Source organism: Rhizobium sp. No.120 (genome assembly GCF_054558365.1).
On record NZ_BAAJNQ010000002.1, the window covers coordinates 442,547 to 461,249 of the forward strand.

Here is an 18,703-nt window from a genome sequence, read left to right on the forward strand (position 1 = left end):
CAGAGCCTTAGGAAAGGCCGCGCTGTCACAGTTTTCGAATTGCCGGATTTCACCCTAACCCGGCTTTTTTCACTTTTCTGTGACGCTGTATGGCGGAATGGTGGACACCGGCAGGGATGCGGCAACCTGAGCTTCCTAAACAAAATGCCGGCGTGCTGACGCCGGCATCTCGGTTGATTGCTTTCATGCGAGAACATGGCCCTATTTGTTGCGGGCAAGCAGTTCCTTGACGACCTGGTCGGTGACCCGACCATCGGCCGGCAGGCCGACGGATTTCTGGAAGCTTTTCAGGGCGGCGACCGTCTTGTCGCCCATGGTGCCATCTGGTGCACCCGCATCGAAGCCATTCTTGTTGAGGATGGCCTGAATGTTGCGGATCGCCTTCTTCATATCGATCGAGGCTGTGTTCACACCCTTGCCGGTAGTCCATTCGTCGGGGATATCAGTGCCGTTGGCCTTCGGATCGGCCGGCTGCACTTTCCAGAGGTCGACCTTAGCGCGCGCGCTTTCGAGATCGGCCGGCTTCATGGCGTTGGCGACTTCATCGCGCTTCTGGGCGGCGTCCTTGTCGCCGCTCTTTGCAGCGATAGCGAACCACTTGTAGGATTCCTGCAGGTCCTGTTTCACGCCGTTGCCGCGTGCGTAGAGGATTGCGAGGTTGAACTGGCTGTCGGAGACGCCGAGATCGGCGGCGCGGATAAACCAGTTCGCCGCGCTATCATAATCCTGCGGGCCGGCGGTACCGGAAGCGTAGAGAACCGCGAGATTGTGCATAGCGCTGGCATTGCCCTGATTGGCAGCCTGCTCATAATATTGCTTGGCCTTGATGAGGTCGCGATCGATGCCGTTGCCCTTCTCATACATGCTGGCGAGGCGGTACTGTGCCGGGGCATAGCCCTTGTCGGCCGAAAGCTGATACCATTTCGCGGCCTGCTTCATATCAGCCGCAACGCCGCGGCCATCCGTATAGCGTGCACCGATTTCGAAGAGCGCGACCGGATCGGCCGATTTAGCGGCTGCGACGAGCGACGGCGGCTGAATGCCGTCGGGTACCGTGATTTCCGGCGCTGCCGGCGTGGCGGCGGGAGCGGCGGCGGCTGTGTTCTCAGTCTGAACGAAGGCGGTGGCCTGCTGTGCAGGTGCGCTGCCGGCAGGGGCCAACTCTTCGCTTGCCGTCTGGTTGCCGTCGAGCGGGGTCGCGGTGATCAGGTGATCATTTGTTGGGGCGGCGGCGGGATCGGAGGCTGTGGATGCAGGCTGGACTTCCGCCGTCTGTGTCGTGGAAACCGAGGGAGCGGCGACCTGGTTTGCGGCAGGCTGCTGATTGCCGGCGACCGGGCTTGCATTGGCAGCCACCGTATTGGTCGTCGCGCTATTGGCAGGTGCAACCATTGTCGACACCTGCGCTGGCGCCTTCTGGCCGCGTGTCAACGTATTCGCCAGCGGATACGCCATGATGGCGAGCACAACGGCGCCGATCGCGAGCAGGATCGGCCGGCGGAAGCGTGAGAAAACACCACCTTGTTTCGCGTCCTTCTTGGAGGCAGGCGCCGAGCGCTGCGTCTGGTCGACTTCCAAGGCAGCGGCCTGCGCGGCGCGGCGAGCGGCTGCGATGTAATCAGCCCTTTCGTTTTCGGTCGGCTGACGCGCGTTTCCGCTGCGCGAGGTGTTCTGACTGGCGCGCACGCGCTCCAGGATCTTCTTGATGTCAGGCGCGCCGGAACCCGGCTCCAGCAGTTCGTTGGCCTCTTCGCCGGGCATTACGTCGGCGGGATCGATCGACGGCGCCTGTTCGATGACGGGACGGTCCGGCGGAAAGATCGGCTCGGCCTTTTCCGGCGTAAAGAAACGCTTGCCGAGGCTCGCAAACAGGCTGGACTTGCCGCTCTTCTTCACTGCCGCCTTGATTTCCGCCTTCGTACTGGCGTCGATCGCCTGTGCGACGGCGACTTCGCCGGAAACCGAGGATTCGGCGGGCGCAACGGTGCGGATGATCGGACCAGCCTTCTGCTGCGCGGTCATGGGCGGCTTCAGGCCCGGAGCATCCGCTTCGGCAAAGACGTCGCTTTCGAATGTCGCGGCCGGCATGGCGGGCGCGGGCCTGCGCTGTTCCATATGATCGAGACGATCGGCGATCTGCAGCAGCGTATCGTGCAGAGCCTCGAATGTGCGATGCGTCCGTTCATCGCTGGCACGGCTGAGATCTTCGAGATGGCGAAGATCTTCGGCGAGTGCCGTCAATGCCGCCATGTCGGCTGCTTGCGAACCGTTGACCAATCCGCCTTCGCGCGAATAGGCCTCGACGACGGTTTCCGCCGCATGGCGGGCCGCTTCGATGATGTATTCATCGTTGGTCGCCATGTAGTCTTCGATCGCGCTCATCCGGCGGTCGAAATCCGGGGGCAGATGATCGGCAACTGTCCGCGGCTCGTTCGTCAGCAATGTCGAGAGATGGGCGATCTGCTCTTCGAGACTGCGCAGCGCTTGCGTATCCGTCGGCGGGGCGGCAGTGCTCGCTTCCAGCCGGGCTGCGATGTCGGAGAGGCGACCCTCGAGGCGACGCGCCATGCTGTCGTCGAGGCTTGCGGCCGGCGCGGACGGATGGAAATCGATCTCGTCGATGCGGCGGGCAAGATAATCCAGGCGGTCGGCCAGTGCGTTACCGACGGACCCGTGTTCCAGCGCATCGATCTTGTGGGAGATATCGGCAAGATAGGTGACGAGTTCGGGCTGCGGCGCGGCCTTCTGCGAACGCTCCATCAGATGCGAAAGCTGATCCAGCCGTTCCTCAAGGCGGGCGACGGCCTTGGCGCTGCCGAGCTCGTCGATGCGCATGGCGAGCGCTTCGAGCCGGCCGGAAAGATCGTCAGCCGGTTGGCGGCGGCCTGCATCGCGGCTCATCAGGTCGATCTGGTCGGCAAGGCCGCTGAGGCGTCCTTCCAGCCGCTGCATGGCTTGGTCCTGCGGCTGCATCATCGAGCCGAGGCTCTCCATCGCGGTCGCGATCGTCAGCAACTTGTTTTCCAGGGCATGCACGGCCGGGCTGTCGTTCATGCCGCCAAGATGCTGTTTGATGTCATCGAGGCGATAGGCAAGCGAGACGAGCTCGTCCTGCAGGCCCGACGTGTCGATCGCCTTCACCTGTCGCTCGACGTGATGCAGGGATTCTTCGCGAGCAAGCCCGTCCATCAGCGAGCGCAGCTCGTCGAATTCAGCTTTCAGCCCGGCGGTTTCCGGCTGACCGGCGAGCTGGTTGATGCTGTCGGCAAGCCTGGCCATATCCTGGCGGACATCGGCGACGAAATGCTTGTCCTCAGCGTTTTCGCGGATATCGCGGATTTCGGCGCGCAGAGCGGTGACTTCGCGGCTCACGCTGTCGGCGATATCGCGTTTCAGATCTTGGCGAAGGTTGACGAGCGCCTGGGCGATATCGACCGGAGCTTCGGCGGCAGCGGCCCGCATCGGCTGGCGCTGCGGATAGTTGTCGACCGGACGCCGTGCCGGCTGCGGTTCGGCATGCGCAATTTCCTCGCGCCGCGGCTGCAGACGTTCGCGATTTGCTTCCAGCGCGCGCTGGCGCTGACGGATTTCGGCAAGCGGATCGGGGCGAAGGTCGCTCTCATGGCGTTCGTTGCGCAGCGGGCGCTCGTAAGCGCGGCCGGCATATTGTTCGCGTTCGGGGCGGGGCGGTATCCGCTCGGGTGCGGCTCGTTCGGGAACAGGAGCATAGCCAGCAGCGACGCGCTGGCGTGTATCGCGCGCGGCGGCGGTTCCCATCAGCCCTTCGATGCGTGCCTCCAGCCCCTCGATCGTGCGGCTCAGAGCATCCAGCGATGTCCAGTCGCCGGTTCCGGTATGATTTGATCGCGATCCGCTCATATCTTTTGCTCGCCTCGAACTGTGGACCACCGGGCCGTCATGCTGACGAAAGAAGACGTTGCTGCATCGCCTTGCTGTCTGCATCCCGCCGTTCGGAAAGGGATAAATCTATTGGCTTTCCTCAAACAGAGCGGCAAAGACAGCGCGATTTCCAAGCATAAGTTGAAGAAACGCGAAGCACTGCTGCTCAACTCGTACAATTTACGAAACGTGGTAAACAACTCGTTAAGTTTGTCTGATGTCTTAACCTATTATTTCGGTTCTGCTGTCACGCAGCCCGATATTCTTGCGCTGAGGCAGTGCCCGCTTGCGTAGGGAGAGGGCGTATCGGCGATATGCGGAATGCTCTCCCTCATCGGTTTCACCAAAATTTCACTGTGAGACATGAATTTGACGTTTACGCAAACGTCAATAATTTGTAAGAGTATGACAGTGGCCGGAAAGTCAAGGTCCGGCGGCGAAGTGGAGGAATTCGAGAAATGCCAGTCTACAAGGCCCCGGTGAACGACACGCTTTTCGTCCTGAACGATGTGCTTGGGCTGGAGCGCTACAACAATCTTCCGGGTTATGCCGATGCAACGCCCGACATGATCGAGGCGATCGTCGGCGAAGCGGCCAAGCTGTCGGAAGAGGTGCTTTTCCCGCTCAACTATTCCGGTGATCAGGAAGGTTGCGTGCGCCATGACGATGCCACCGTCTCGACGCCGAAGGGCTTCAAGGAAGCCTATCGCGCCTATCGCGAAGGTGGCTGGCTGGGTCTTGCCGTGCCGGAAGAATTCGGCGGGCAGGGGCTTCCCTATGTGCTGCACTGCGCCGTCGGCGAATATACCTCCGCAGCCAACATGTCGCTGATGATGTATCCCGGCCTCACGCAGGGCGCGATTGCCGCCATCCTCGTGCATGGCACCGACGCACAGAAGCAGACCTATCTGCCGAAGATGGTCGAAGGTACGTGGTCCGGCACCATGAACCTCACCGAGCCGCATTGCGGCACCGATCTCGGTCTCTTGCGCACCAAAGCGGTGCCGCAAGCCGATGGCAGCTACAAGATATCAGGCCAGAAGATTTTCATTTCGGCTGGCGAACACGACATGACGGATAATATCGTCCATCTCGTCCTCGCCCGCATCGAAGGTGCGCCTGAGGGAACCAAGGGCATCTCGCTCTTCATCGTGCCGAAGTTTCTCGTCAAGGAAGACGGCTCGCTCGGCACGCGCAACCCGGTTACCTGCGGTGCGATCGAACACAAGATGGGCATTCACGGCAACGCCACCTGCGTCATGAATTACGACGAGGCCACGGGCTTCCTCATCGGCGCCGAGAACAAGGGCCTCAACGCCATGTTCGTCATGATGAACGAGGCGCGCCTCGGCGTCGGCCTGCAGGGCCTCTCCATCGCCGAGATCGCCTATCAGAATGCTGCCAATTATGCCCGTGAGCGCATCCAGGGCCGCTCGCTCTCCGGCCCGAAGGCGCCGGACAAGAAGGCGGACCCGATCATCGTCCATCCGGATATCCGTCGCTCGCTGATGACCATCCGCGCCTTCAACGAGGCCGGCCGGGCCTTCCTGCTCTGGACGGCGTTGAAATCCGATATCGCCCATCGTTCCCCGGATGAGAAGGACCGTCAGGCAGCCGACGATATCCTTGGCCTCGCGACGCCGATCCTGAAGGGCGTCCTGACCGACAAGGGCTTCGAGCATGCCGTCATGGCGCAGCAGGTCTTCGGCGGCCACGGATATATCGAGGAGCATGGCATGAGCCAGTATGTCCGCGATGCCCGCATTACCATGATCTATGAGGGAGCCAACGGTATTCAGGCGCTCGATCTCGTCGGCCGCAAGCTGGCGCTGAACGGCGGCCGCGCCGTCATGGCACTCTTCAAGGAAATCGGCGATTTCTGCGAAGAGAACCGCAACGACGAGCAGATGGCCTTCTTCACCAAGCATCTGAAGAAGGGCTTGAACGATGTGCAGGCCGCGACCATGTGGTTCATGCAGAACGCCATGGCCAAGCCCGACAATGCCGGTGCCGGCTCGACCGATTACATGCACCTCTTTGGCCTCGTCGTCCTCGGCTATATGTGGGCGAAGATGGCCAAGGCGGCGCAGGCAGGCCTTGCGGCTGGCGACAGCGCGCGCGAGGATTATCTGAAGAACAAGCTTGTCACGGCGCGGTTCTATATGGAGCGCATCATGCCGGAAACGGCGCTGCGCAAGGCCCGCATCGAAACCGGCGCCGACACGATGATGGAACTGGCGGCGGAAGCCTTTTGATCAAGGCGGCGCCAGCCGCTGCAGGGAGATGAGACATGACCGAGGTTTTCATTTACGACCACGTGCGCACGCCGCGCGGGCGCGGCAAGAAGGATGGGGCGTTGCACGAAGTGCCGTCCGTGCGCCTCGCCGCCAAGACGCTGGAGGCGATCCGCGACCGCAACGGCCTCGATACCGAAACGGTTGACGACATCATTATGGGCTGCGTCGATCCTGTCATGGAAGCCGGCGCCGTCATCCCGAGGGGCGCGGCCTTCGAAGCCGGCTATTCCACGAAGGCGCCCGGCATGCAGATCTCCCGTTTCTGCGCCTCCGGTCTCGATGCCGTGAATTTCGGCGCGGCCAAGATCGCACAAGGGGCTGATGACATCGTCATCGCCGGTGGTGTGGAAAGCATGTCGCGCGTCGGCTTGGGCATGTCCGGTGGCGCCTGGTTCATGGACCCCTCGGTCAACTTCCCGGCCTATTTCATGCCGCAGGGCGTCTCGGCCGATCTCATCGCCACCAAATATGGTTTTTCGCGCGATGACGTCGATGCCTATGCCGTCGAGAGCCAGAAGCGTGCCGCCCACGCCTGGGAGAAGGGCTATTTCAAGAATTCGGTCATTCCGGTGAAGGATATCAACGGCCTGACCATTCTCGACCGTGATGAGCATATGCGTCCCGGCACCGATATGCAGGCGCTGGCGTCGCTCAATCCGTCCTTCCAAATGCCCGGCGAGATGGGCGGCTTCGAAGCCGTCGGCATCCAGGCGCATCCGGAAGTCGAACGCATCAACTACGTCCACCATGCCGGCAACTCTTCCGGCATCGTCGATGGCGCCGCTGCCGTGCTGCTCGGCTCCAAGGCGGGCGGTGAAAGCATGGGGCTGAAGCCGCGTGGCCGCATCAAGGCCTTCGCCAATATCGGCTCCGACCCGGCGCTGATGCTGACAGGCCCGGTCGACGTTACCGAGAAACTCCTGAAGCGCACCGGCATGACGCTTGCCGACATCGACCTCTTCGAACTGAACGAAGCTTTCGCCGCCGTGGTACTGCGCTACATGCAGGCCTTCGATATCGAGCACGACAAGATCAACGTCAATGGCGGCGCCATCGCCATGGGCCACCCGCTCGGCGCGACCGGCGCTATGATCCTCGGCACCGTGCTCGATGAGCTGGAACGCCGCGACCTCAACACGGCGCTGGTCACGCTCTGCATCGGTGCCGGTATGGGCACGGCTACGATCGTCGAACGCGTCTGAGGAGGGGAAACCAATGGCTTACACGAATTTCACCGTCGAAACCGACGCAGACGGCATTGCGCTTGTCACCTGGGACATGCCCGGCAAGTCCATGAACGTCTTCACCGCCGAGATCCTGGAAGAGCTGAACGCCATCATCGACGCCACGGTTGCCGATGCAGCCGTCAAGGGCGTGGTTTTCACCTCGGGCAAATCCTCCTTCTCTGGCGGCGCCGACCTTTCGATGATCAAGTCGATGTTCTCCTTCTATCAGGAGGAAAAGGCCAAGGACCCGGCCGCTGCCACGCAGAAGCTCTTCGATCTCGTCGGTCGCATGACGGGCCTGTTCCGCAAGCTCGAAACCTGCGGCAAGCCGTGGGTTTCGGCCATCAACGGGACCTGCATGGGCGGCGCTTTCGAGCTGTCGCTCGCCTGCCATGGCCGTGTCGCCTCCAGCGCCAAGAGCGTCAAGATTGCGCTGCCCGAAGTCAAGGTCGGCATCTTCCCCGGCGCCGGCGGCACGCAGCGCGTGTCGCGCCTGACGGATGCGCAATCCGCCCTGCAGATGATGACGACGGGCCAGTCGCTGACGGCGGCGCGCGCCAAGGCGATGAATCTCGTGCATCAGGTGGTCGAGCCGGATCAGCTGATCCCGGCCGCGAAGCAGATGATCAAGGATGGCTTGAAGCCCATCGCCCCCTGGGACGAAAAGGGCTTCAAGGCACCGGGCGGCGGCATCTGGACGCCGGCCGCAGCCCAGCTCTGGCCGGCAGCTCCCGCCATCCTGCGCCGCGAGACATCGGGCAATTATCCGGCAGCGCTCGCCATCCTCAAATGCGTCTATGAAGGCCTGCAGGTGCCTTTCGATACCGGCCTGAAGATCGAGCAGCGCTATTTCACCCATGTGCTGCAGACCACCGAAGCCTATTCGATGATCCGCTCGCTGTTCATCTCCATGCAGGAACTCGGCAAAGGCGCCCGCCGTCCGGCCGGCCAGCCGAAGACGGAGCTGAAGAAGGTCGGCGTCGTCGGTGCCGGCTTCATGGGCGCGTCCATCGCCTATGTCACCGCAGCAGCCGGCATTCCCGTCACGCTCATCGACCGCGATATCGACGCCGCGACCAAGGGCAAGGGCGTTGGCGAGGGGCTGGTCAAGGATTCAATCGGTAAGGGAAGGCTGACGCAGGACGAGGGAGCGGCCCTTCTGTCCCGCATCACGCCGTCGGCCGATTATTCGGATCTCAAGGATGTGGATCTCGTCATCGAAGCCGTGTTCGAGGATCGCGAAGTCAAGAAGGCCGTCATCGAGGCTGTCGAAGCCGTGCTGCCCGCCGGCGCCGTCTTTGCCTCCAACACCTCGACGTTGCCGATCACAGGCCTTGCGAGGAATTCCAAGCGCCCGGTCGATTTCATCGGCGTCCACTTCTTCTCGCCGGTCGAGAAGATGATGCTGACCGAAGTCATCCTCGGCAAGGAAACGGGCGATCATGCGCTCGCCGTCGCGCTCGATTACGTCGCCGCCATCAAGAAGACGCCGATCGTCGTCAACGACACGCGCGGCTTCTTCGTCAATCGCTGCGTCTTCCGCTATATCCACGAAGCTTATGACATGCTGATCGAGGGGGTGCCCGCGGCGATGATCGAGAATGCCGCCAAGATGGCCGGCATGCCCGTCGGACCTCTGGCGCTGAACGACGAAGTCGCGATCGACCTCTCCTACAAGATCCTGAAGGCGACGGTTGCCGATCTGGGCGAGAAAGCCGTCGACCCGCGTCACATGCAGCTGATCAGCGGTCTCGTCGAAGGCGAGGGTCGTTTGGGCCGGAAGAACTCCAAGGGTTTCTACGATTATCCGCCGAAGCCGGCGAAGAAATCGCTATGGCCGGGCCTCAAGGATCTCTATCCGCAGAAGAAGGCCGATGAGATCGATGTCAACGTGCTGAAGCAGCGCTTCCTCGTCACGATCGCGCTGGAAGCTGCCCGCACCATCGAAGAGGGCATCGTCACCGATCCGCGCGAAGCCGATGTCGGCTCCATCCTCGGCTTCGGCTTCGCCCCCTATACCGGCGGCGCACTGTCCTACATCGACGGCATGGGCGTGAAGACCTTCGTGGAGCTTTGCAAAAGGCTCGCTGCTACCTACGGCCCGCATTTCCAGCCAACGGCGCTGCTGAAGGATATGGCCGGCAAGGGCGAGACCTTCTACGGACGCTTCAATCCCTATGGCGCGAAGAAGGCGGCCTGAACCGGAGAGCTATTGCTCGCGACAAATCATGGGCCGCCCCTGTCAGGAGTGGCCCTTTCTGTTTGCCATTTGCGTGCAGCTGATTGGCTGCACTCAGACGATGTCGTGAACCGCTGGAAAATCGAACTAAGAGGTCAGCTCATCTAGATTGATGCTTGAACGCGCGCTAACCGCTCATGGTTGTGGATATCGGAATTGTCGTTGTGCAGGGAGGCTGTATTGCCAGGCTCCGTGGCTGGTAGGCTTCACCGTCGCAATAATGATAGGTCGATAGATGTCGCTGAGAGCAGTCTGGATGTTTTTGATTGCGCGGCGGGGCCATGGCGTCCCTGCTGCGCTAATATGGCTAGCCTACGGGGCCTTCTTGTCATCCCCCCTCCTAGCCCAGGACGCCACAGTCGTGCCGCCCAAGCCCACTGAGCTGAATGCAGGCGCACGCGTGCAAGCTATAACCGATGGTCTGGTACGGGCATTCGATATCGGCCCGGATTTGAATCCGAAAACCCTCTTCAAGATACTGCCTGGTGACTGGGCCAATATATCGCCGGATTTCTATCCTGGGGATGTTCCCGCCGAAGGTCCGAAGATGCTGTGCGCGGGTGTAAGAACGCATTTCGACCAACCTCGCTCGGGCAATCCGATCTTTGACGGCTGGATCGGCCGGGAAGGCTCAAGTCGGTTTGAGCTGCGCTTGGCCGGTGGTGGCAATTTCTATTGGATATCCAACGTTCAAGATGAGATGCAACGGCTAGGCCTCGATAAATCCACGGACGCAGCGATGGCACTCCAGCGCGGATTGCTGATGCAAAGGAGCGTTCAAGAGGGAGGCATCTTACCGCTCAGTGATGATGTCATCGGCATTACAAATACGGCAGAGCCATCCAGGATGAGTTTTTGGGTGCGATGCTCTAGCGACTCGGAAGATAGCGCGAGAAACGTGCGGAATATTCAGCTCGTGAATACGATGAAGAAAAGAATGGCAGAACAGGCGGCGTTTTTATCCTATGGCGCGGATGGGTCAGTGCCCTTCATACAAAAAATGCAAGGCGCTTGGACAATAGTCGACGAACTCTCCCGGTCCGACATCAGGAGCAAGAAGGTATCGGATCTCTGCCATATTCGCCGTATCGAAATGAGAGCGGAGCATCAGCCTCTGCCGATCCTAACGGCACGTGTTGCGGATACCTCTTCAGAAAATCGCCCGGTGCCGGCGGCGGAGGACGAGTTTGAACTGCGGTTGGCGGGCGATCGCGAGCTCTTGCGCGTACCACTTCACGATCCAATGCTGGACGTGAAGCAGCATCCGGAGCGCTTCCATGTTCCGCCAGCCGATGGGACAAGTGTCATCGCTGAGCGGCAGCGAAAGGAGGCTATTGCGTGGTATCGTCGGGCGGCTTTGTCGTCAGCGTTGCCGGTTAATCTTGTTCCCGTTGACGAGGATACTTTGGTGGAAAGCGCGACCAGCGCGTGGGGCAAGACGCGTGAGCCGTACGGCACTGGTATCGAAGTCTTCAAGCGTTATTGGCTGCGTTGTCCGACTTGACCTCGCTCAAGCCGCTTTCTCTTGCCCCGCCCTCAGGGCAACGACGCCCCAGCCGATGAGTAGAAGGGTCGCCGCCGCATAGATATCGGCGGCTTCGGCAAAGCCGAGCGCTTTCGACAGGAAGCCGGCGAGGATGGCGGGGACGCTGAAGGCGAGGTAGCTCTGGATGTAGAAGGCCGAAAGCAACCCGGCGCGTTCGTCGGGCTTTGCCAGTGGCATGATGCTTCTGACCGTGCCGAGGAAAGCTGCCCCGAAGCCCGAGCCGGCAATCAGAGTTCCCAGAGCGAGGATCGACACTTCAGCCGCATGCATGCCGGCGATGATGGTCAGTATGCCGAAGCTCATGGTTGGTATGCCGAACTTCATGATCGTGACGGCGGATTTCTTGCGTAGCAGGAAGACGGCTGCCGCGCCGCTGATCGTCAAGGCTGCGACCACGGAGCCGCCGACCAGCGGCGCCGTGCTGCCGGTGGTCGCAGTGACCAGCGAGGGTACCAGCGACAGATAGAAGCCGGCGAGCGCCCAAACTGCGATATTGATCGGCGTCAGCGCCAGCAGGGTCCGCTGGGCCTGCTGGGGAACGGCGACTTCCGGCTTCAGCGATGCGAGCACGCCGGCCCGTCGGCTCGTAGTCTCCGGCATCAGCCATAGCAGCGCGGCTTGCAGCGCCAGCAGGGCAAGCGTGACGATATAGACGAGTACGGTTGGGGCCGGTGCAAACTGGATCAGCAGGCTCGTACCGATCGCACCCATCGCCATGCCCACAAGCGGGGCAAGGCTGTTGGTGATCGACCCCTTGATCGGATCGAGATCGACGAGAGCGGCACCGACGGAACTGACGGCAGTTCCCGTCGCGAAGCCCTGCACGATGCGCGCGGCAATCAACCAATCCGGACCCTTGGCCATTAAAAACAGGGCTATCGCCACCATATTGAGGAGGATCGAAGCGAAGATCACGGGCCGACGGCCGAGATGATCGGAGATCGAACCGACGATAAGGAGCGCGGCGAGAAGGGAGAAGGCATAGACGGCGAAGATCACCGTGAGCAGCACCGGCGAGAAGGCAAAGGCCTGCTGATAGAGGCGGTAAAGAGGCGTCGGTACGGACGAGGCAGCCAAAAACAGGGCGCTGGTTGCGGCATAATAGAATGGCGCCAGGCGTCTGGCCGGTGAAATCGGGGCGCTAGCGGTGGAATCGAGTTCGGTCATCGACTATATCCTACCTAAAGCTAAAAGATTGCGTTACGCGCATATAGAGTGCCTAATGCATAAAAGCAAATAATTTGCGTTAGTGAATGTCCAGGATCATTCACGATCCGCAAAACGGGAAAAATTGGCAAGGGCTTATGGGCTATAGAGAAAATCCCCGCCCCGGCGGGCGCAGCGCCAGAGTGCAAGCGGCCGTGCATCAATCCGTCCGCGACATGCTGGCGATGATGGACCGCGCCGATGTGACGATTCCGCTGATCGCACAGCGCGCCAATGTCACGCCGTCGACGATCTACCGCCGCTGGGGCGACCTTCAAAAGCTTCTGGCGGATGTCGCCGCCTCACGCCTGCAGCCTGAAGGCGAGCCCGCTAGAATTGGCAGCGCCCGGGAGGACCTGGAGGCCTGGGTGGAGCAATATGCCGATGAAATGGCTTCGGGAGTAGGGCGCCAACTGCTGCGCGATGTTCTCGCGGTGCCCGATAGCGCAAATGCGGAAAAATGCTGCACCTATACACGCTGCCAACTAAGCGTATTTATTGCGCGGGCGGAGGCGGCTGGTGAACCCTTTCCGACCCTGGTAGAACTAATGGATCACGTCATCTCGCCGATCATCTATCGTATCCTCTTCGACCAGGCGCCCGATCCCGATTATGTTCGAAAACTCGTCGCGAAGGCGATGCGGGAGAGTGTGGTCGGCGCTTGAATCGCGGCCGCCAATAGCGAACGACTCACCCCGATATCCCTGATCTATATTCAGCAGCCTCTGCTTGGTTGCTCGCAACTGACGAACAAGTTGCCAAAAGCATACAGCTTGAAGTTGCTGATATGGCAAAATTATCATGGGATATGTGTGTTTGGGCAAGGACCCAGGTCAATTTGCTGTTGAAAAATAAGGGAAAAGATGTTGCTAATTATCAACAGTGAATTCAACGGCAACGCGAAGGGGACTGCTCAATGCTAAATGAATTCAAGGCATTTATCGCCCGCGGCAATGTCATGGATCTCGCAGTCGGCGTGATCATCGGCGGCGCTTTCGGCGGCATCGTGAAATCGCTGGTTGACGATATCATCATGCCGATCGTCGGCGCGATTTTCGGTGGCTTCGATTTCTCGAACTACTTCATCGGTCTCGCCTCGGGGGTTAATGCACCGACGCTTGCTGCGGCCCGCGCCCAAGGTGCCGTTCTCGCCTACGGTAGCTTCATCACCGTCCTCATCAACTTCCTGATCCTTGCCTGGATCATCTTCCTGATGGTCAAGGGCGTGAACGCGCTGCGCTCGCAAGTCGAGCGCAAGGATGACAAGGTCGCTGAAGCGGCACCGCCGCCGGCCGATGTCCAGCTGCTGACGGAAATCCGCGATCTTCTCTCCAAGCGCTGATACGCTTCGCTCGATTCATTTTGTAAGCCCCGGTCCATGCGAGGACTGGGGCTTTATTCATCACCAAAATCGATCATTCGCTAAGGCAAAGTCATGGGATTTGTCCGCCGCTCTGCTTTATGAAGGCAGAAACCGGAGACTTTGCATGTCGATACTGAATAGCCTCAGCCCACGCGCGCTCGCAGCACCCGAAAGCGGGATTGTCGAAGTAGTCAATTATGCCCGCGGCCGCGAAGGCCTGCTGCCGCTTTGGGTCGGCGAGGGGGACCTGCCGACGCCGGATTTTATCAATCGCGCCGCCATGGCCTCGCTCAACGCCGGAGAGACCTTCTACACTTGGCAGCGCGGCATTCCGGAACTGCGCCAGGCGCTCGCCGATTATTATGGCCGGCATTTCGGCACCTCTCTGCCGATGGAGAATTTCTATGTCGTCGGTTCCGGCATGCAGGCGATCCAGCTATCCGTGCAGGCGATCACCGCTCCCGATGACGAGATGGTTTATCTCTCGCCTGCCTGGCCGAATATCGCCGCAGCATTGGAGATCGCGGGTGCCCGTTCCGTCGCCGTACCCTTACAATTTGAGCATGGTAAATGGTCGCTCGATCTTAACCGGCTGGAAGCGGCGATTACGCCGAAGACCAAGGGCCTCTTCATCAATACCCCGTCCAACCCTACAGGCTGGACGGCAACCCATCAGGACCTCCGCGATATTCTCGCCTTGGCGCGCAAGCATGATCTCTGGATCATGGCCGACGAAATCTATGCGCTTTATTATTATGCCGGCGGACGCGCGCCGAGCGTCCTCGATGTCAAGGAAGCCGACGACAAGATCCTTTTCGTCAATTCCTTCTCGAAGAACTGGTCGATGACCGGTTGGCGCGTCGGCTGGATCGTCGCGCCGGCTGAGCTCGGACAGGTGATCGAAAACCTCGTGCAATATTCGACTTCCGGCGTTGCGCAGTTTATGCAGAGAGGCGCGGTTGCAGCGCTGAACGACGGCGACGATTTCGTCCGCTCCAATATCGAAAAGGCCACTCGCGCGCGCGATATCCTCTGCGACGCGTTGATCGCCACCAATCGTGTGCAGACGCTGAAGCCGGATGGCGCGCTCTATTCCTTCCTCAGGATCGATGGCGTCACCGACAGCCGCAAGGCCGCCATCGACATCGTCGACAAGACGGGCGTCGGCCTGGCACCCGGAACGGCCTTCGGAAAGGGCGGAGAACTGTTCATGCGTGCTTGCTTCCTGCGCGATCCGGTGCAGGTGGCGGATGCTGCGGAGCGGTTGAGTGGGTATATTTTGAGTTTATGAGAGGGCTTCGCTTCGACCTGCTCCACGGTCGAAAGCATCCTCTCGATCGCCTCATCTCTGATACCCCCTCTGTCCCGACAGGGACAAAGGGGGTATGCACTCTCCGATATATGCGAGCCTGCCGTCACGCACCTGATCGATAAAATCCAATCAAATCGCGAAATCCCCCTCTAACCATCTCCGCAATCTTTCCCGCCCCACCGTCCGCTTTTAATCAATTTCGCAGGGGAAGCGGCCTCATATGTTGCTGATAAGACTTGGCGGGGACGCGAAGAATGACTGTCTTGGTGACGGGCGGAGCCGGCTATATCGGCAGCCACATGGTCTGGAGATTGCTTGACGCGGGCGAAGACGTCGTGGTCATCGATCGCCTCTCCACGGGCTTTCGCTGGGCGGTGCCGCCTGCGGCCCGCTTCTATCTCGGCGATATCGCCGATGAAGCGCTGCTGCATCAGATTTTCGCTGAAAACCATATAGAGGCCATCATTCATTTTGCCGGCTCAGCCGTTGTCCCGGCGTCGATTGAGGACCCTCTTGCCTATTACGAAAACAACACCGGCAAGACCCGCATCCTCATGAGCGCCGCCATCAGGGCCGGCATCCGCCATTTCGTCTTCTCGTCCACCGCCGCTGTGTATGGCCAGCAGTCGGCGGACAGGCCGGTCGGCGAACATGCGCCGTTGCGGCCCGAATCCCCCTATGGTCAATCCAAGCTGATGTCCGAGCTGATGCTGCGCGATGCCGCTGTCGCTTATGATTTCCGCTATGTGGCGCTGCGTTATTTCAACGTGGCCGGCGCCGATCCCGAGGGAAGGGCTGGTCAGTCGACTGACGGCGCCACCCATCTTATCAAGGTCGCTTGCGAGGGGGCTCTTGGCCGCCGCCCTCAGGTCGATATCTACGGCACCGACTACGCGACCCATGATGGCACCGGCGTTCGCGATTACATTCATGTCAGCGATCTCGTCGACGCGCATCTGATGGCGTTGCGGCATCTGCGCGATGGCGGCCGCTCACTGGTTGCCAATTGCGGCTACGGTCAGGGCTATTCGGTTCTGGATGTGCTCAACATGGTCACGCGTGTCCACGGCCGCGCCTTCCCTATCCACATCGCTCCACGTCGCGCCGGCGATATGGCCAGTATCGTCGCCGATGCGACACTTGCTCGCCGCGAATTGGGATGGATGCCGAAATACAATAATCTGGAAATGATTGTGCGCTCCTCGCTGGATTGGGAGCTTCGCCTTGCCGAACGTGCGGGCTTCGATGCCGCCGGCGTCAACAGGGTCTACGCCGCTCCAAGCATGCGGTAACGCGAGCGCGATCTCAGCTTTCCCGTCTCCAAGGCCCCAGAAAGGCCGGCGCATTTTTGCGCACGGCTTCCGCCAAAAAATCGATGACAGTGCGCACGCGGGGTGACTGGCGCAGGTCGCGATGGCAGGTGATCCAGTAGTGGCGCCTGAGATCCACCTCATGCGGCAGGACCACCTGCAGATCGGGATGCTTGCCGGCGATGAAAAACGGCAGCACGCAGAGCCCCTGACCGTTTTTCGTCGCTGTCAGCTGCGCAAAGATGCTCGAGCTTTGGAATTGCGGCTTGATACGGGGATGAACGTCATCGAGATAGTCCAATCCCGGCGCGAAGATCATATCCTCGATATAGCCGATGAAGGCGAAATCCGGCAGGTCGTCGCGGCTTTCGATCGGCGGATGGCGGGCGAGATAATCGCGCGATCCGTAGACCTGTAGATGGTAGTCCGTCAGCTTCTCAGTGAAGTAGGGGCCGGCCTTCGGCGGGTCGAGCACCACGACGATATCGGCCTCCTTGCGTGAGAGCGACATGATCTGCTGGATGGTGATCAGCTCCAACGAAATATTCGGGTGTTTCGCGGTGAATTCCGGCAGCACGCCGGTGAAGAAGAAGTTTGAAAAACCTTCCGGCGCGCTGATGCGCACGACACCCCGTTGTGCTGCCGATCCCGCGGAAAGATCGGCGCGTAAACGTTCCGTCTCCTGCTCCATATGCTCGGCCGTATCGACGAAGCGCTGGCCCATGCTGGTCAGCATGTAGCCGCGCGGATTGCGCTCGAAAAGTTTGACCTTCAGGGCGAATTCCAGCCGGTCGATACGGCGCGAAACCGTTGCATGGCTGCTGCGCAATTGCCGTGCGGCTGTCGAAAGCTGCCCGGTTCGTGCAACGGCGAGGAAGAACTGCAGATCGTCCCAGGTAAAGTGCGGCGTGCGCTTCATGCATCCTCCTCTGTTCAAAAATGAACAGACCTTGTTTGGAATTAATTGCAATCGCGACTTGCGTCAACGCGCAAATTCCTTGATCTTGGCGGTTGGGAAAAGCCGTTTTGAGGAAAGCGGCTGGCCAATTTTGAACAGATTCGTTTTTGCCAAATCTCTGGGAGGAGAGGATATGCGAAAGAGTCTTATTGCGTCCCTTGCATTTCTGCTTGCAGCCAGCTCCGCGGCTTTTGCCGCCGGTCCGTCCGATGGTGTCGTCAAGATCGGCATCCTGAACGACCAATCCGGCGTCTATGCGGATTTCGGTGGGAAGTCGTCGGTAGCGGCCGCCAAGATGGCCGCCGAGGATTTCGGCGGCAAGGTTCTCGGTGTGCCGATCGAGATCGTCGATGCCGACCACCAGAACAAGCCCGATATCGCCTCCAACATCGCCCGCCAGTGGTACGACCAGGACAAGGTCGACGCCATCATGGAGCTGACGACCTCTTCGGTCGCGCTCGCCGTGCAGGCGGTCGGCAAGGAAAAGAAGAAGATCGATATCGTCACCGGCGCTGCTACGACGGATCTCACCGGCAAGCAATGCTCGCCCTATGGCTTCCATTGGGCCTATGACACACATGCCCTGGCCGTCGGCACCGGCGGCGCGCTCGTCAAGCAGGGCGGCGACACATGGTTCTTCCTGACGGCGGACTATGCCTTCGGCTACTCGCTCGAGCAGCAGACCAGCGATTTCGTCAAGGCAAGTGGCGGTAAGGTGCTTGGCTCTGTCCGCCACCCGCTGTCGACCAATGATTTCTCGTCCTTCCTGCTGCAGGCCCAGTCGTCTGGTGCCAAGGTGATCGGTCTTGCCAATGCCGGCCTCGACACGTCCAACGCCATCAAGCAGGCCTCCGAATTCGGCATCACCCAGGGCGGCCAGCATCTGGCGGCACTGCTCTTCACGCTCGCTGAAGTCCACGGCCTCGGCCTGCAGGCGGCGCAGGGCCTGACGTTGACGGAAGGCTATTACTGGAACCTCGACGACAAGAGCCGCGAATTTGGCAAACGCTTCTTTGCCCGCACCGGCAAGATGCCGAACATGATCCATGCCGGCACCTATTCCGCTGTGATGCAGTATCTGAAGGCGGTGCAGAAAGCGGGCACCGATGACACCGAGGCCGTTGCCAAGCAGCTGCATGAAATGCCGGTTGATGATTTCTTCGGCCGCGGCGGTACGGTCGGTGCCAATGGCCGCATGATCCACGACATGTATCTGCTTCAGGTGAAGAAGCCCGCTGATAGCAAGGAGCCGTGGGATTACTTCAACGTGCTGGCGACGATCCCCGGCAAGGACGCCTATATCGACCCAGCCAAGAGCGGCTGCGACCTCGTCAAGCAATAGGGCT

13 protein-coding genes are annotated in these 18,703 nt (G+C 60.4%); 10 read left to right on the forward strand and 3 right to left on the reverse strand.

Annotated elements, in window-relative coordinates; all coding sequences use genetic code 11:
• Positions 1–201 precede the first annotated feature (201 nt).
• Positions 202–3,879 (reverse strand): peptidoglycan-binding protein, encoded by a 3,678-nt coding sequence (locus ACYJRZ_RS07910; protein WP_459457742.1) that lies wholly within the window; start codon positions 3,877–3,879, stop codon positions 202–204.
• Between the two features lie 39 nt (positions 3,880–3,918).
• On the opposite strand from ACYJRZ_RS07910, the gene ACYJRZ_RS07915 reads away from it, so the two are divergent.
• From ACYJRZ_RS07915 to ACYJRZ_RS07935, 5 genes are all read left to right on the forward strand, one after another.
• Positions 3,919–4,194: a hypothetical protein gene (locus tag ACYJRZ_RS07915; RefSeq protein WP_459457744.1), complete on the forward strand. Its 276-nt coding sequence runs from the start codon at positions 3,919–3,921 to the stop codon at positions 4,192–4,194.
• A 164-nt stretch (positions 4,195–4,358) separates the two neighbouring features.
• Positions 4,359–6,155 carry an acyl-CoA dehydrogenase C-terminal domain-containing protein gene (locus tag ACYJRZ_RS07920; RefSeq protein WP_459457746.1) on the forward strand — a complete coding sequence of 599 codons (1,797 nt, stop codon included), beginning with the start codon at positions 4,359–4,361 and terminating at the stop codon, positions 6,153–6,155.
• A 35-nt stretch (positions 6,156–6,190) separates the two neighbouring features.
• Positions 6,191–7,399: an acetyl-CoA C-acetyltransferase gene (locus tag ACYJRZ_RS07925; protein ID WP_459457748.1), complete on the forward strand. Its 1,209-nt coding sequence runs from the start codon at positions 6,191–6,193 to the stop codon at positions 7,397–7,399.
• A 13-nt stretch (positions 7,400–7,412) separates the two neighbouring features.
• Positions 7,413–9,623 carry a 3-hydroxyacyl-CoA dehydrogenase NAD-binding domain-containing protein gene (locus tag ACYJRZ_RS07930; RefSeq protein ID WP_459457750.1) on the forward strand — a complete coding sequence of 737 codons (2,211 nt, stop codon included), beginning with the start codon at positions 7,413–7,415 and terminating at the stop codon, positions 9,621–9,623.
• A gap of 400 nt (positions 9,624–10,023) precedes the next feature.
• A complete protein-coding gene (locus tag ACYJRZ_RS07935) occupies positions 10,024–11,166 on the forward strand; it encodes a hypothetical protein (protein ID WP_459457752.1) in 1,143 nt (380 codons plus the stop codon).
• Positions 11,167–11,172: 6 nt separating this feature from the next.
• Here the strand turns inward: ACYJRZ_RS07935 and ACYJRZ_RS07940 are convergent, their stop codons facing one another.
• Complete coding sequence (locus ACYJRZ_RS07940) at positions 11,173–12,375, reverse strand: MFS transporter (RefSeq protein ID WP_459457754.1); 1,203 nt, start codon at positions 12,373–12,375, stop codon at positions 11,173–11,175.
• 137 nt (positions 12,376–12,512) lie between these two features.
• Here ACYJRZ_RS07940 and ACYJRZ_RS07945 point away from each other — a divergent pair, with 137 nt between their 5' ends.
• The 4 genes from ACYJRZ_RS07945 (at position 12,513) to galE (ending at position 16,381) form a co-directional block, all read left to right on the forward strand.
• Positions 12,513–13,079 (forward strand): TetR/AcrR family transcriptional regulator, encoded by a 567-nt coding sequence (locus tag ACYJRZ_RS07945; protein ID WP_459457756.1) that lies wholly within the window; start codon positions 12,513–12,515, stop codon positions 13,077–13,079.
• A 251-nt stretch (positions 13,080–13,330) separates the two neighbouring features.
• Positions 13,331–13,756: a large conductance mechanosensitive channel protein MscL gene (gene mscL, locus ACYJRZ_RS07950; RefSeq protein WP_459457758.1), complete on the forward strand. Its 426-nt coding sequence runs from the start codon at positions 13,331–13,333 to the stop codon at positions 13,754–13,756.
• A 145-nt stretch (positions 13,757–13,901) separates the two neighbouring features.
• The gene (locus ACYJRZ_RS07955; protein WP_459457760.1) at positions 13,902–15,068 is read left to right on the forward strand and encodes a pyridoxal phosphate-dependent aminotransferase; all 1,167 of its coding nucleotides are present in this window, start codon (positions 13,902–13,904) and stop codon (positions 15,066–15,068) included.
• A 275-nt stretch (positions 15,069–15,343) separates the two neighbouring features.
• Complete coding sequence (gene galE, locus ACYJRZ_RS07960) at positions 15,344–16,381, forward strand: UDP-glucose 4-epimerase GalE (RefSeq protein WP_459457762.1); 1,038 nt, start codon at positions 15,344–15,346, stop codon at positions 16,379–16,381.
• A gap of 13 nt (positions 16,382–16,394) precedes the next feature.
• Here galE and ACYJRZ_RS07965 read toward each other — a convergent pair whose 3' ends face one another.
• Positions 16,395–17,318: a LysR family transcriptional regulator gene (locus ACYJRZ_RS07965; RefSeq protein WP_459457764.1), complete on the reverse strand. Its 924-nt coding sequence runs from the start codon at positions 17,316–17,318 to the stop codon at positions 16,395–16,397.
• 172 nt (positions 17,319–17,490) lie between these two features.
• Here ACYJRZ_RS07965 and ACYJRZ_RS07970 point away from each other — a divergent pair, with 172 nt between their 5' ends.
• Entirely contained in the window at positions 17,491–18,699 is a 1,209-nt protein-coding gene (locus tag ACYJRZ_RS07970) for an ABC transporter substrate-binding protein (RefSeq protein WP_459457766.1), read from the forward strand.
• Positions 18,700–18,703 lie beyond the last annotated feature (4 nt).